This window comes from Streptomyces dryopteridis, assembly GCF_049606955.1.
Classification (GTDB): Bacteria; Actinomycetota; Actinomycetes; order Streptomycetales; family Streptomycetaceae; genus Streptomyces.
This window is the reverse complement of the sequence record NZ_CP187113.1, coordinates 3,280,828-3,294,678: the sequence shown is the minus strand read 5'-3', so window position 1 is coordinate 3,294,678 and position 13,851 is coordinate 3,280,828. Positions and strand designations below refer to the sequence as shown.

Annotated in this window: 11 protein-coding genes; 5 read left to right on the top strand and 6 right to left on the bottom strand. The window is 75.1% G+C overall.

Translation table 11 applies throughout. The annotated features are described in order from the left end of the window. The 4 genes from ilvD to ACN20G_RS14060 all read right to left on the bottom strand — a co-directional run bounded on the left by ilvD (position 1) and on the right by ACN20G_RS14060 (position 4,618). A complete protein-coding gene (ilvD, locus tag ACN20G_RS14075) occupies positions 1-1,854 on the bottom strand; it encodes a dihydroxy-acid dehydratase (protein WP_424213123.1) in 1,854 nt (617 codons plus the stop codon). A 116-nt stretch (positions 1,855-1,970) separates the two neighbouring features. Continuing rightward, positions 1,971-2,672: a TetR family transcriptional regulator gene (locus ACN20G_RS14070; RefSeq protein ID WP_424213122.1), complete on the bottom strand. Its 702-nt coding sequence runs from the start codon at positions 2,670-2,672 to the stop codon at positions 1,971-1,973. Then, complete coding sequence (locus ACN20G_RS14065) at positions 2,669-3,553, bottom strand: sugar phosphate isomerase/epimerase family protein (protein WP_424213121.1); 885 nt, start codon at positions 3,551-3,553, stop codon at positions 2,669-2,671. Before ACN20G_RS14065 ends, ACN20G_RS14070 begins: the two co-directional genes overlap by 4 nt. A 135-nt stretch (positions 3,554-3,688) precedes the next feature. After that, on the bottom strand, positions 3,689-4,618 hold the full coding sequence (locus tag ACN20G_RS14060; protein ID WP_424213120.1) for a Ppx/GppA family phosphatase: 930 nt from the start codon (positions 4,616-4,618) through the stop codon (positions 3,689-3,691). Positions 4,619-4,680: 62 nt separating this feature from the next. Between ACN20G_RS14060 and ACN20G_RS14055 the strand changes: the two genes are divergently transcribed. Next, on the top strand, positions 4,681-5,553 hold the full coding sequence (locus ACN20G_RS14055; RefSeq protein WP_424213119.1) for a hypothetical protein: 873 nt from the start codon (positions 4,681-4,683) through the stop codon (positions 5,551-5,553). A 94-nt stretch (positions 5,554-5,647) separates the two neighbouring features. On the opposite strand, the gene ACN20G_RS14050 is transcribed toward ACN20G_RS14055, so the two are convergent. Continuing rightward, entirely contained in the window at positions 5,648-7,558 is a 1,911-nt protein-coding gene (locus tag ACN20G_RS14050; RefSeq protein WP_424213118.1) for a BACON domain-containing protein, read from the bottom strand. Between the two features lie 146 nt (positions 7,559-7,704). Between ACN20G_RS14050 and radA the strand changes: the two genes are divergently transcribed. After that, the gene (radA, locus tag ACN20G_RS14045; RefSeq protein WP_424213117.1) at positions 7,705-9,180 is read left to right on the top strand and encodes a DNA repair protein RadA; all 1,476 of its coding nucleotides are present in this window, start codon (positions 7,705-7,707) and stop codon (positions 9,178-9,180) included. A gap of 461 nt (positions 9,181-9,641) precedes the next feature. After that, entirely contained in the window at positions 9,642-10,766 is a 1,125-nt protein-coding gene (disA, locus tag ACN20G_RS14040; protein WP_424213116.1) for a DNA integrity scanning diadenylate cyclase DisA, read from the top strand. 91 nt (positions 10,767-10,857) lie between these two features. Here the strand turns inward: disA and ACN20G_RS14035 are convergent, their stop codons facing one another. Continuing rightward, positions 10,858-11,700, bottom strand: a complete 843-nt coding sequence (locus tag ACN20G_RS14035) for a hypothetical protein (protein ID WP_424213115.1) — start codon at positions 11,698-11,700, stop codon at positions 10,858-10,860. A 159-nt stretch (positions 11,701-11,859) separates the two neighbouring features. Here ACN20G_RS14035 and ACN20G_RS14030 point away from each other — a divergent pair, with 159 nt between their 5' ends. Together ACN20G_RS14030 and ACN20G_RS14025 are read left to right on the top strand one after the other, a co-directional pair. Beyond that, the gene (locus tag ACN20G_RS14030; protein WP_424213114.1) at positions 11,860-12,612 is read left to right on the top strand and encodes a phosphatase PAP2 family protein; all 753 of its coding nucleotides are present in this window, start codon (positions 11,860-11,862) and stop codon (positions 12,610-12,612) included. A 126-nt stretch (positions 12,613-12,738) separates the two neighbouring features. Further along, on the top strand, positions 12,739-13,686 hold the full coding sequence (locus tag ACN20G_RS14025) for an A/G-specific adenine glycosylase (RefSeq protein ID WP_424213113.1): 948 nt from the start codon (positions 12,739-12,741) through the stop codon (positions 13,684-13,686). Positions 13,687-13,851: the final 165 nt, after the last annotated feature.

Here is a 13,851-nt window from a genome sequence, read left to right as displayed (position 1 = left end):
TCAGCCCAGGAGGCTCACGTCGCGGACCGCGCCCTTGTCGGCGCTGGTGGCCATGGCCGCGTAGGCGCGCAGAGCCGCCGAGACCTTGCGGTCGCGGGGCTTCTTGGGCGCGTACACGCCGCCGAGGGCCGCGCGGCGGGCCGCGAGGGTCTCCTCGTCCACGAGCAGCTCGATGGAGCGGTTCGGGATGTCGATGCGGATCCGGTCGCCGTCCTCGACGAGGGCGATGTCACCGCCGGACGCGGCCTCCGGGGAGGCGTGGCCGATGGACAGGCCCGAGGTGCCGCCGGAGAAGCGGCCGTCGGTGATCAGCGCGCAGGTCTTGCCCAGGCCCCGGCCCTTGAGGAAGGAGGTGGGGTAGAGCATCTCCTGCATGCCGGGGCCGCCCTTGGGGCCCTCGTAGCGGATGACGACCACGTCGCCGTGGGTGACCTGCTTGGTGAGGATCTTCTCGACGGCCTCGTCCTGGGACTCGCAGACCACGGCCGGGCCCTCGAAGGTCCAGATGGACTCGTCGACGCCGGCGGTCTTCACGACGCAGCCGTCCACGGCGATGTTGCCGCGCAGCACGGCCAGGCCGCCGTCCTTGCTGTAGGCGTGCTCGACGGAGCGGATGCAGCCGCCGGCCGCGTCCAGGTCGAGGGTGTCCCAGCGCTCGGACTGGGAGAAGGCGGTGGCGGAGCGCTTGCAGCCGGGGGCGGCGTGCCAGAGCTCGGTGGCCTCGGGGGTGGCGGTGCCGGAACGGACGTCCCAGTCGGCGATCCACTGGTCGAGGTTCGGGGAGTGCACGGAGTGCACGTCCTTGTTGAGCAGGCCGCCTCGGTACAGCTCGCCGAGGATGGAGGGGATGCCGCCGGCGCGGTGCACGTCCTCCATGTAGTAGGTGCCGCCGGGGGCCACGTTGGGGGCGACCTTGGCCAGGCACGGGACGCGGCGCGAGACCTCGTCGATGTCCTTCAGGTCGTACTCCAGGCCGGCCTCCAGGGCGGCGGCGAGGATGTGCAGGATCGTGTTGGTGGAGCCGCCCATGGCGATGTCCAGGGCCATGGCGTTCTCGAATGCCTGGCGGGTGGCGATGTTGCGCGGCAGGACCGACTCGTCGCCCTGCTCGTAGTAGCGCTTGGTGATCTCCACGACCGTGCGGCCGGCGTCCTCGTACAGGCCGCGACGGGCGGTGTGGGTGGCGAGGACGGAGCCGTTGCCGGGCAGGGCCAGGCCGATGGCCTCGGCGAGGCAGTTCATCGAGTTGGCGGTGAACATGCCGGAACAGGAACCGCAGGTGGGACAGGCGTTCTCCTCGATGCGGAGCACGTCCTCGTCCGAGATCGACTCGTCGACCGCGTCGACGATGGCGTTGACCAGGTCGAGCTTGCGGACGGTGCCGTCCACGAGGGTGGCCTGGCCGGCCTCCATCGGGCCGCCGGAGACGAACACGACCGGGATGTTGAGGCGCATCGCGGCCATCAGCATGCCGGGGGTGATCTTGTCGCAGTTGGAGATGCAGATCAGGGCGTCGGCGCAGTGCGCCTCGACCATGTACTCCACCGAGTCGGCGATCAGGTCGCGGGAGGGCAGCGAGTAGAGCATGCCGCCGTGGCCCATGGCGATGCCGTCGTCGACCGCGATGGTGTTGAACTCGCGGGGGATCGCGCCGGCGGCGCGGATCGCGTCGGAGACGATGCGGCCCACGGGCGCGAGGTGCGTGTGCCCGGGGACGAACTCGGTGAAGGAGTTGGCGACGGCGATGATCGGCTTGCCGATGTCCTCGCTCGCTACGCCCGACGCGCGCATCAGGGCGCGCGCGCCCGCCATGTTGCGGCCGTGGGTGACGGTGCGGGACCTCAGCTCGGGCATCGGAGGCCACTCCTTCGGTGAGTCGCGGTGCGAAGAGGGTTGTGCGTTCTGCGCTGTCGAGGCTACGCCTGTTGATCGGGATACGGACAGGGTGTCCGCATGCCGGGACGGCGGGCTCAGTCCTCGGGCACGGGCGGTACGGGGGACGGCCGGATCGGGGCGGTGGGATCGCCCGGGTCCGTGAGGTAGCGCTGGAGGGTGGGGGCGACCAGGGCCACCAGGGTCTCGGGATCGGCCGAGGCCAGCGGTTCCATCCGCAGGGCGTAGCGGAGCACGGCGATGCCCACCATGTGCGAGGCGGCCAGTTCGGCCCGCAGGGTGGGGTCGGGCACGTCGAGGTCGGCCGCGACCCGTTCCAGCACCCGGCGCAGCACGAGCTTGCGCAGCGCCGCGGCCGCCGCCTCGTGGGTGAGGGCGGAGCGGATCACGGCGAGCAGCGGGGTGCGGGCGGTGGGGTTCTCCCAGACCGCGAGGAACTGGCGGGCCAGCCGTTCACCGATTCCGTCCGGTCCCCCGGCGAGCACGGCGGGGACCAGCAGGTTCGGGTCGATGGTGGTCTCCACCGCCGCCGCGAACAGGTCCTCCTTGGTGCCGAAGTAGTGGTGCACCAGGGCCGGGTCCACGCCGGCGGCCTTGGCCACCCCGCGCACGGAGGTCTTGTCGTAACCCCGGGCCGCGAACTCGGCGCGCGCGGCGAGCCGGATCCGCTCCGGGGTGCCCGGGCCCTCCTCGGTCTCGGCGCGGGAGGGCCGGCCGGGGCCGCGCCGGGGCCGGCCGGCGGCGGGGGCGGCCTCGCGGGGCTCGGGCGCCGGGCTCATCGCGGGTCGGGCGCGGGGGCCGGGCCGGTGCGCCGGTGCTCGGCGGAACGGGGGCGGGAGAGGTCCACGGCGGGGGCGGCGGCCAGGTGCAGCCGGGTGTAGGCGAGGGCCTCGGCGAGGTCGGCCTCGCGTTCGGCGACGGACATCGCGCGGCGGGTGTTCACCTCGACGACCACGTGTCCCGTGAAACCGGTGGTCGCGAGGCGTTCGAGGAGTTCGGCGCAGGGTTGGGTGCCCCGGCCGGGGACGAGGTGCTCGTCCTTGCCGGAGCCGGAGCCGTCGGCGAGGTGGATGTGGGCCAGCCGGTCGCCCATGCGGTCGATCATCGCGAGGGCGTCGGCGCGGGCGGTCGCCGTGTGCGAGAGGTCGATCGTGAAGTGCCGGTAGTCGTCCTTGGTCACGTCCCACTCGGGGGCGTAGGCGAGCATCTCGCGGTCGCGGTAGCGCCAGGGGTACATGTTCTCCACGGCGAAGCGGACCTCGGTCTCCTCGGACATCCGCCAGATCCCCGAGACGAAATCGCGGGAGTACTGGCGCTGCCAGCGGAACGGGGGGTGCACGACGACGGTGGAGGCGCCGAGGCGTTCGGCGGCGGCCCGGGCCTTGACCAGCTTGGTCCACGGGTCGGTGGACCAGACCCGTTGGGTGATCAGCAGGCAGGGGGCGTGCACGGCGAGGATCGGGATGCCGTGGTGGTCGGAGAGCCGGCGCAGCGCGTCCACGTCCTGGCTGACCGGGTCGGTCCACACCATCACCTCGACGCCGTCGTACCCGAGGCGCGCGGCGATCTCGAAGGCGGTCGCGGTGGTCTCCGGGTAGACGGAGGCGGTGGACAGCGCGACCTTCGCTGCGGGGATCCTCGGCCGGACGGGTTCGGGCACGGAAGCAAGGGTACGGGGCCGGCCCTCGGGACACCGGGCACTCCGTCGGGTCCGTGGCGGGGTTCGGGTCGGCCGCGCGGACCGGGGTCGTGTTTCACGTGAAACAACCCGCCCGGTCCGCGCGCCCCGACGCGCTCAGATCGGCAGGTGGTCCAGGCGGCGCAGGATGATGCCCTCGCGCAGGGCCCAGGGACAGATCTCCAGGTCGTCCACGCCGAGCAGGTCCATGGCCGCCTCGGCGACGAGGGCGCCGGCGAGGAGTTGCGGGGCACGGCCCTCGGAGACCCCGGGCAGGGCGGCGCGTTGGGCCCCGGTCATGGCGGCCAGGCGCGGGACCCATTCCTCCAGGGCCTTGCGGCTCAGGCCGCGGTGGACGTGGATGCCGTCGGCGGAGCGGGCCGCGCCGGCGATCCGGGCGAGCTGCTTGAAGGTCTTGGAGGTGGCGACGACGTGGTCGGGGGCGCCGAGCCGGGTGATCTCGCCGACGGTGCGGGCGATCTCGGCGCGCACGTAGCGGCGCAGGGCGCGGACGTCCTCGGGGGCGGGCGGGTCGCCGGGGAGGCGGGCGGCGGTGAGCCGGCCGGCGCCGAGCGGGAGGGAGACCGCCACGTCGGGTTCCTCGTCGATGCCGTGGGCGATCTCCAGGGAGCCGCCGCCGATGTCGAGGACGAGGAGGCGGCCGGCGGACCAGCCGAACCAGCGGCGGACCGCGAGGAAGGTGAGGCGGGCCTCGTCGGCGCCGCTGAGCACGGTGAGGTCCACGCCGGTCTCGGTCTTGACCCGGGTGAGGACCTCGTCGGCGTTGCCGGCATCGCGGATCGCGGAGGTCGCGAAGGGCAGCACGTCCTCGCAGCCCTTGTCCTCGGCGGCCTGGACGGCGCCGGCGATCGTCTGCACCAGTCGTTCCACGCCGGCGGGCGTGACGCAGCCGTCCGCGTCGAGCAGTTCCGCGAGGCGGAGTTCCACCTTGTGCGAATGCGCGGGTTGCGGGCGCGCGCCGGGGTGCGCGTCCACCACCAGCAGATGGATCGTGTTGGAACCCACATCGAGGACACCGAGTCTCATGTGCGAAACGCTACTGCGCGCTGCGGGCGGGTGAGGGGCCAGGGACGCATACGCTTGGTTTCGTGCCAGAGACGACGAAGGCCAAGACGAAGCGCGACAAAGCTGGTAAAGGCGAGGGTCGCGCGGCGGCCGACGCCGGCGCGGCGCTGCCCGACGAGGTGGGGACGGACTTCCCCCGGGCCTGGGTCGAATTCCCCGATCCGGCCGACGAGGAGCAGGTGTTCCGCTGCGACCTGACCTGGCTGACCTCCCGCTGGACCTGTGTGTTCGGCAGCGGGTGCCAGGGCATCAAGGCGGGTCGGGCGGCCGACGGCTGCTGCACCCTGGGCGCGCACTTCTCCGACGAGGAGGACGAGGCCCGGGTCGCCGGGCACGTGGCGCGGCTCACTCCCGACCTGTGGGAGTTCCACGACGAGGGCTCCTCGGAGCGGGGCTGGACCCAGCTCGACGACGACGGGGACCGGCAGACGCGGCGGTGGAAGGGCTCGTGCATCTTCCAGAACCGTCCCGGGTTCGCGGGCGGGGCCGGGTGCTCGCTGCACATCCTGGCGCTGAAGGAGGGTCGGGAGCCGCTGGAGACCAAGCCGGACGTGTGCTGGCAGTTGCCCGTGCGGCGCACCTACGACTGGATCGAGCGGCCGGACGACACCCGGGTGCTCCAGGTGTCGATCGGGGAGTACGACCGGCGCGGCTGGGGTCCGGGCGGGCACGACCTGCACTGGTGGTGCACCTCGGCGCGTTCGGCGCACGGGGCCGGGGAGCCGGTGTACGTGTCCTACCGGGCCGAGCTGACCGAGCTGATGGGCAAGGCCGGGTACGAGGTGCTGGTGGGGCTGTGCGAGGCGCGGTTGGCCTCGTTGCTGCCGATGGCTCCGCACCCGGCGGACCCGGTGCCGGTGTCGGTGCCGGTCAAGAAGGCGAAGCCGAAGGCGTAGCGCGGGGACGGGCGGGACGGGCGGGACGGGCACCACGGGGTGCGCGTCCCGCCCGTTCGCGAGTCCGGGGCCGGTGCGCGGGCCCGGTCGGGGTTCAGGGGGTGCCGGCGGGCGGGGGTTCGGTGGGGGTGGGCGGCGGGTCCGTGGCCGCCGGCGGCGTGGTGGGCGGCGCGGTGGTGGGTTCGGGGTCCGGGGGCGGGGTGCTCGCCGGGGGTGTGGCGGGTTCGGTGGGGGTCGGCGGGTCGGTGGGGCGGTCGGCCGTGGGGGTGGGCCGGCCGCCGGGGTGCGAGGGCGGTCGCACGGTCGGGGGTCGGGCGGTGGTGCCCCGGCCGCGGATCTCGACGACGGCGCCGGCCGGGTCGACGCCCACGTGCGCGGTCCACGGGCCGGCGGGTTGACCGGCGCGGTCGACGGTGATGCGCAGGGTGGTCGATTCGCCGGGGTCGAGGGTGCCGGAGGTGCGGTCGGCGCGCAGCCAGGGGCCGTCCGACCACAGGTGCCAGGAGACGGGGGTGCCGCCTTCGGCGCGGAGCCGCAGCAGGGTGACGGCGCCCTCGGTGTCGGCCTCGACGAGGAGTCGGCCGGGGCTGCCGGGGGTGTCGTCCGCGGCCGTTTCGGCGGGGGCGGCCTGGCGCAGGACCTGGACGGAGACCTCGGGGTCGGGCAGCGGGTCCCCGGCGACGCCGGTGCGGGCGGCGCCGGCGTTCTCGTAGGCGGGATAGGGGCCGCCGTTGGCGCGCAGCGGGATCTCGGCCTCGCCGGCGGAGACGCGGGCGGTGTCGGCGGGGTGGACCGGGCCGGTGTCGCCCCGGTAGGCGGCCCACAGGGCGAGGACGGGGGCGGCGACGACGGTGGCGACCACGGTGGTGGTGACGGCGCGGGCCCGGATCCGTTCCCGGCGGGCGGCGCGGTCGCGCGGGTCCATGGGGAAGCCGCCCCGGGTGAAGCGGGGGCCTTGGCCTCGGGTGCGGCGGGCGTCGAGGAGGGCGGCGTGCACGGCGGGACGGGGGGCGGGGACCAGCGGCAGGGTGGTGGTGGCGGTGGAGCCGGAGCCGGGCCAGGGGGTGCCGGCGCCGACGCGTTCGGCGACCTTGCGGCAGCGGGGGCAGTCGTCCACGTGCCGGACCAGTTCGGTGCGCAGGGCGGCCGAGAGCAGGACCTGGCTGTCGCCGGTGAGCCGGGAGACGGTCGGGCAGCCGCCGGTCTCCACCACGGCGAGGGCGGCGCGGGTGCGTTCGACCTCGCAGGCGGCGGCGGAGAGCAGCTCGCGGGCGGCGGCCGGGGTGGTGGCGAGCACGGCGGCGAGTTCGGGGACGGCGAGGCGGTGGCGGACCGCGAGTTCGAGGGCCTCGCGCTGCTGCGGGCTGGTGCCGGCGGCCTCGGGCCAGGCCAGCCGGGCCAGTTCGACGCGGCGCAGCTCGGCGTCGACGGCGGCGGCGCGGGCCGCGTCGGCGGCGGGGTCCGGGGGCGGGGGCTCCTCGGCGTAGGGGTCGAGGGGGGCGGCGGCGATCAGGGCGGCCGCCGCCCGGTCCCGGGCCTCGGCCTCGGCGGCGCGGTCGAGCTCGGGGTCGGGGGCGGTCGCGGCGTTGACGTGGAGCGCGGTCGAACGGGTGCCCGGGGCGGTGGTGGGAGCGGGGCGGCGGGGGCCGTGCGCGCCGGGCGCGTGCCGGGGCGTCCGGCCGAAACGGGCGGCCCGGCCGGCGGGTCGGTGCTCGGCGAGGGCGCGCAGGCAGGCCCAGCGGGCCAGGGCGTAGAGCCAGGCGCGGCGGTCGTTCTCGTCGGGGCAGCGGCCGGGGTGGCGTTCGGCGACGGCGAGCACGTCACCGAGGACGCGGGTGGCCTCGTCGTGATCGCACAGGACGGAGAGGCAGTAGGTGAACAGGCCGTCGAGATAGGGCTCGTGGCGCGAGGGCGGAGGCGGGGTCCCGTCGGGGGACGTGCGTCCGTGCGCCCGGCGTGCGCCGGGGTGTGGGTCGACGGTGGGGCCGTGCTGGCTGCTGCTCACTCGGCGACCGTAGGCCGCGCTCCGGGACGGACCGTGATGCCCTGGGCACATTTACTCCTTAAGGGTGAACCGGCGGCACGGCCCGTGACCTGCGCGGGAGCCGGACGTGGCCGGGGGTGTCGGCGGCGGCCGTTACCGTTGGCCGCATGGCTGCCCGTACCTCTCGCTCGTCCGCCAAGGACCGCCCGTCCTACCGCTGCACCGAATGCGGGTGGTCCACCGCGAAGTGGCTCGGCCGCTGCCCGGAGTGCCAGGCGTGGGGGACGGTGGAGGAGGTCGGGGTGACGGCCGTGCGGACCACGGCCGCCGGCCGGGTCTCCACCGCCGCGCTGCCGATCGCGCAGGTGGACGGCCGGCAGGCCACGGCGCGCTCCACCGGGGTGCCCGAGCTGGACCGGGTGCTGGGCGGCGGGCTGGTGCCGGGCGCGGTGGTGCTGCTGGCGGGCGAGCCGGGCGTGGGCAAGTCGACCCTGCTGTTGGACGTGGCGGCGAAGGCGGCGAGCCGGGCGCACCCGACCCTGTACGTGACGGGCGAGGAGTCGGCGAGCCAGGTGCGGCTGCGGGCGGACCGGATCAAGGCCCTGGACGACCACCTGTACCTGGCGGCGGAGACTGACCTGTCGGCGGTGCTCGGGCACCTGGACGCCGTGAAGCCCTCGTTGCTGATCCTGGACTCGGTGCAGACCGTGGCCTCCCCGGAGATCGACGGGGCGCCGGGCGGGATGGCGCAGGTCCGGGAGGTGGCCGGGGCGTTGATCCGGGCCTCGAAGGAACGCGGGATGGCCACGCTGCTGGTGGGGCACGTGACGAAGGACGGGGCGATCGCCGGGCCCCGGCTGCTGGAGCACCTGGTGGACGTGGTGCTGAGCTTCGAGGGCGACCGGCACGCGCGGCTGCGGCTGGTGCGCGGGGTGAAGAACCGGTACGGGGCCACCGACGAGGTGGGCTGCTTCGAGCTGCACGACGAGGGGATCACGGGCCTGGCCGATCCCAGCGGGCTGTTCCTGACCCGGCGTTCGGAGGCGGTGCCGGGGACCTGTCTGACGGTGACGCTGGAGGGCCGCCGGCCGCTGGTGGCGGAGGTGCAGGCGCTGACGGTGGACTCGCAGATCCCGTCCCCGCGCCGGACCACCTCGGGGCTGGAGACCTCGCGGGTCTCGATGATGCTGGCGGTGCTGGAGCAGCGGGGGCGGATCACGGCGCTGGGCAAGCGGGACATCTACAGCGCGACCGTGGGCGGGGTGCGGCTGTCGGAGCCGGCGGCCGACCTGGCGATCGCGCTGGCGCTGGCCTCGGCGGCGAGCGACACCCCGTTGCCGAAGAACCTGGTGGCGATCGGCGAGGTGGGGTTGGCCGGGGAGGTGCGGCGGGTGACCGGGGTGCAGCGCCGGCTGGCGGAGGCGCACCGGCTGGGGTTCACGCACGCGCTGGTGCCGGCGGACCCGGGGAAGGTGCCGGCGGGGATGAAGGTGTTGGAGGTCGCGGACATCGGGGACGCGCTGCGGGTGCTGCCGCGCGGACGGGGCCGCGCGAGCGGCTCCGCGAACGGCGCGGCGGGCGGCGCGAACGGCGCCGCGAACGGCGCGGGCGGCGGCGGTCGGGAGCGCGTGGAGCGGGGCTGAACCCCTCGGAGCGCCCTCTTCGGGGGTCGCGGGGGTCGCGGTGCGGCGACGGTTCGGTGTCGGTGCGGCCTCGAAGGCGTCACGCGGCCGGTTTTCCGGACCGTCCGGACCCGTCCGCCCCGGCGCCGGCGTGGGGCTTCGCGGCCGGGCCCCGGACTCGGTGCGGGGGCCGGGGAGTACGGGACGCGCCCGGTGGGGAGGGTTCCGGTCGGGGGCGCGCGACCGGCGTGCCCCGGGGGCGGGACGGGGTGTCCGGGGCCGTCGTCGGGTCGGCACACGGCTCCCGGGCCCTTGCCGGCACGGGCCCGTCGCGGTCGAGCCCGGCGGGGGCACGGGTGGCGCCGGTAGACTTCGGGCTGGTCCGCCGGGCCGCCGCCACACCTCGTGCCCGCGGCCGAGGGCGGCACTCCCCCAGCCCCAGGGGGCTGGGAGGTACCCCCACCCGCGACCGGAGGAGTGCAGTGGCAGCCAAGGACGGGGCAGCAGCATCCGGAAAGTCCGGCGCGAGTTCCCGACACGACGCGCTCGTGCGCGCCTCGCTCAGCGCGGTGGCCCCGGGTCAACCGCTGCGCGACGGTCTGGAACGGATCGTGCGCGGCAACACCGGCGGCCTGATCGTGCTCGGCATGGACAAGGCCGTCGAGGCCATGTGCACCGGCGGGTTCGTGCTCGACGTGGAGTTCACCGCGACCCGGCTGCGGGAGTTGTGCAAGCTCGACGGGGCGCTGATCCTCGACAAGGACCTGACGAAGATCCTGCGGGCCGGCGTGCAGCTGGTGCCGGACGCGTCCATTCCGACCGAGGAGACCGGCACCCGGCACCGCACCGCCGACCGGGTCTCCAAGCAGTGCGGGTTCCCCGTGGTCTCGGTCTCGCAGTCGATGCGGCTGATCGCCCTGTACGTGGACGGGGAGCGGCGGGTGCTGGAGGAGTCGGGGGCGATCCTGTCCCGGGCCAATCAGGCGCTGGCCACGCTGGAGCGGTACAAGCTGCGGCTGGACGAGGTCGCGGGCACGCTGTCGGCGCTGGAGATCGAGGACCTGGTCACGGTCCGCGACGTGACGGCCGTGGCGCAACGGCTGGAAATGGTGCGCCGGATCGCGACGGAGATCGCCGAGTACGTGGTCGAACTGGGCACGGACGGTCGACTGCTGTCCCTGCAGTTGGACGAGTTGACGGTGGGCATCGAGCAGGAGCGGGAGCTGGTGCTGCGGGACTACGTGCCCGAGCCCACGGCGAAGCGTTCCCGCACGGTGGAGGAGGCCCTGTCCGAGCTGGACGCGCTGACCCACCCGGAGCTGTTGGAGCTGTCGATCGTGGCCCGGGCCCTGGGGTACACGGGGGCGCCGGAGACCCTGGACTCCGCGGTCTCCCCGCGCGGGCACCGGCTGCTGGCGAAGGTGCCGCGGCTGCCCGGGGCGATCATCGAACGGCTGGTCGAGCACTTCGGGGGCCTGCAGAAGCTGCTCGCGGCGAGCGTGGACGACCTGCAGACCGTGGACGGGGTCGGCGAGGCGCGGGCCCGCAGCGTGCGCGAGGGGCTGTCGCGGCTGGCCGAGTCCTCGATCCTCGAACGCTACGTCTGAGCCCGGCCCGGCCCGCGTTCCCGGCGGCCGGACACGACACCGCCGCCCGGTCCCGGATCTCCCGGGAGGGGCGGCGGCGGTGCGTCGGGGCTCAGTCCTTCTTCAGGACGAAGGAGGTGCGGGCCACGGGCATCCCGCCGGCCTTCACCTCGACCAGGTAGGTGGTGTCCGCGTCCCCGGCCGGCAGCGGCGAGGGCGAGGGGCCCGTGCAGCGGTCGGCGGTGCTCGGGGTGCGGTCCCAGTCCAGGGTGCGCTTGGTCTCCGCGTTGCCCGCGACCTTCAGGAACAGCTGCACGGGGTTCTTCGGGCAGTGGTCGGAGGACCACACCGCCTTCGCGTCCTCGGCGCCGCCCGAACCGGCCCGCAGGATCGTCACCACGGCGTGCTTGGGGCCGAGGTCGAACTTGCAGGGGGAGGCCGACTTGTTGCGCACGAGCAGCTCCAGCTTCGGGCGCTCGTTCGGCTCGTAGTCGTTCTTCACGCTGCGGACCTCCCAGTCGACGGAGGAGGCCAGGCAGGTGGGCAGCGGGTGGTTGGCCGGGACCCGGTCGGCGGCGACCACCCCGGGGTCGATCTCGTCGGCCGCGCCGCCGCCGGAGCCGCCCGTGCCCGCGCCGCCCGTCGACCCGGTGTCACCACCCGCGCCGGCGCCCGTTCCTGACGATCCGCCGGATCCGCCGCCGCCCGACTCGTCCCGCCCGCCCGGGGCCTGACTGATCGCCGGCCCCTTGCCGGGCGCCCCGGGGGTGATGGACGCGACCGGGGCGGGGCCCCCGTCGGCGTTCTTCCCGTCCTGATCGCCGCTGCCGCCCGAGGAACTGACGAGCCATGTGATCAACAGGGCCAGGAGGGCGGCGACGGACGCCAGAATGGCCCTCCGACGCCAATAGATGGTGGAGGGCAACGGACCGACCGGATTGCGCAGAGATCCCACGACGTGAACTCTACGAGAACCGGACGCCGGGACGCCGCCCACCGGGCCGATCCCGGGCCCCACTGTGCCGATGATCATCCCGGAGTCGCACCTGCCGGGGGCCGAACAGGCCAAGGGGCTGACGAAACCCTCATTTCGCTTTGAGTACTGTCGGTCACCATGGACAGCTCCCACCTCTATCGCGACATCCTGGATTTCGCCCACTCGACCCCCGCCTGGGTGCAGACCGGATTCGAGGTGTGGACCGAGGCGGGGCTGCTCGTGTTCGGCGCGCTCTACATCGTGCTGTGGTGGCGGGCCCGGACCCAGGGGTCCCGGCAGCTCGCCCTGGCCGTGCTCGCCCCGCTGGTCACCGCGATCGGCTACGTGGCCTCCGAAGCGGTGAAGTCGACGGTCACGGAGGAACGCCCGTGCCGGGCGGTGGCCGGGGCGGCCGCCTCCCTCGTGCCCTGCCCGCCGCCCGGGGACTGGTCCTTCCCCAGCAACCACTCGGCGATCGCCGGGGCCGCCGCGATGGCGCTGGCCGTGGCCCTGCCCCGGCTCGCGCTGCTGACCATCCCGATGGCGCTGGTGATGGCCTTCTCCCGGGTCTTCGTGGGCGTGCACTACCCGCACGACGTGGCCATGGGCCTGCTGCTCGGTGGCTCCCTGTCCGCGCTGCTGATGGTGCTGCTCACGGGCCCCGGGGCGCGGCTGATGGAGACGATGCGGGGCAGTCGGGTCGGGGTGCTGAGGTGGTTCACCGGCCCCGGGCCGCGCGTGTCGGCCGTCGCCGCCCCGGCCGTGGCCGGCCCGCCCCCCGGCGCCTTCGCGGGCCCGCTCGCGGGCCCGGCGCCCGTGCCGTTCCCCGGCCAGGCCCAGGAGGAGCCGAACCCCTACCGGTCGCAGCAGCAGCCCCCCGCCTGGCACTGAGCCCCGCACGCCCCTCCTGCCCTCCCGACCGCCGGCCCCCCACGGACCGGCGGTCGGCTCGTTCTCGCCCCCGCCCCCGCCCGGGCCCGGCACCGACCCGGCCGGACGTGTCAGGATGCCGGGGCCATGAACCACACCTCCGCCGCCCCCGCCGGCCCCTCCGACGACCGCTCCGACGCTCGCGACGACGCCCGTGAGCTGCACCTGCCCGTGCTCGCCTGGTTCGACGTCCACGCGCGCGACCTGCCCTGGCGCCGCCCGGAAGCCGGCCCCTGGGGGGTGATGGTCAGCGAGTTCATGCTCCAGCAGACCCCCGTGTCCCGGGTGCTGCCGATGTGGGAGCAGTGGACGGAGCGCTGGCCCGAACCCGCCGCGCTCGCCGCCGAACCCCCCGGCGAGGCCGTCCGCGCCTGGGGCCGGCTCGGCTACCCGCGCCGCGCCCTGCGGCTGCACGGCGCGGCGACCGCGATCGTCGAACGGCACGCCGGCCGCGTCCCCGACGACCACGCCGCCCTGCTCGCCCTGCCCGGGGTCGGCGAGTACACGGCCGCCGCCGTGGCCTCCTTCGCCTTCGGCCGCCGGCACCCCGTCCTCGACACCAACGTGCGCCGGGTCCTCGCCCGCACCCGCACCGGGATCGAGTACCCGCCCGACGCCACCACCGCCGCCGAACGCCGGCTCGCCCGCGCCCTGCTGCCCGAGGACGAGGCCACCGCCGCCCGCTGGGCCGCCGCCTCCATGGAGCTCGGCGCCCTGGTCTGCACCGCCCGCACCCCCGACTGCGGAAGCTGCCCGGTGGCCGGAACCTGCGCCTGGCGGCTCGCCGGGAAACCCGCCCACACCGGCCCGGCCCGACGCGGCCAGACCTACGCGGGCACCGACCGGCAGGTCCGCGGCCGCCTGCTCGCCGTGCTGCGCGAGGCCCCCGGGCCGGTGCCCGCGGCCGCGCTGGACGCCGTCTGGGACGAGCCGGTGCAACGGGCCCGCGCCCTGGACGGACTGGTCGCCGACGGCCTGGTCGAACCCCTCGCCGACGGCACCCACCGACTCCCCCAGGGCCCCGTGAACGACTGATTCCGCAGCCGGACGGACGCCGGCCGGACATTCTTCGGCCGGTCGGCGTTCGAACCCTCGAAACCCTGGCCCGAGAAGGGCTCGGGAGGCTGTTACACAATCTATGGGCGTCCGTGCGCCCACCGCAGTCCAGACCGCACAGCCCCGTGACACGCCCTCCGTACC

Excerpts from the sequence above, each read along its gene's own strand:
- ilvD (WP_424213123.1), bottom strand. The coding sequence starts at position 1,854 with ATGCCCGAGCTGAGGTCCCGCACCGTCACCCACGGCCGCAACATGGCG.
- ACN20G_RS14070 (WP_424213122.1), bottom strand. The coding sequence starts at position 2,672 with ATGAGCCCGGCGCCCGAGCCCCGCGAGGCCGCCCCCGCCGCCGGCCGG.
- ACN20G_RS14060 (WP_424213120.1), bottom strand. The coding sequence starts at position 4,618 with ATGAGACTCGGTGTCCTCGATGTGGGTTCCAACACGATCCATCTGCTG.
- ACN20G_RS14030 (WP_424213114.1), top strand. The coding sequence starts at position 11,860 with ATGGACAGCTCCCACCTCTATCGCGACATCCTGGATTTCGCCCACTCG.
- ACN20G_RS14025 (WP_424213113.1), top strand. The coding sequence starts at position 12,739 with ATGAACCACACCTCCGCCGCCCCCGCCGGCCCCTCCGACGACCGCTCC.
- radA (WP_424213117.1), top strand. The coding sequence starts at position 7,705 with ATGGCTGCCCGTACCTCTCGCTCGTCCGCCAAGGACCGCCCGTCCTAC.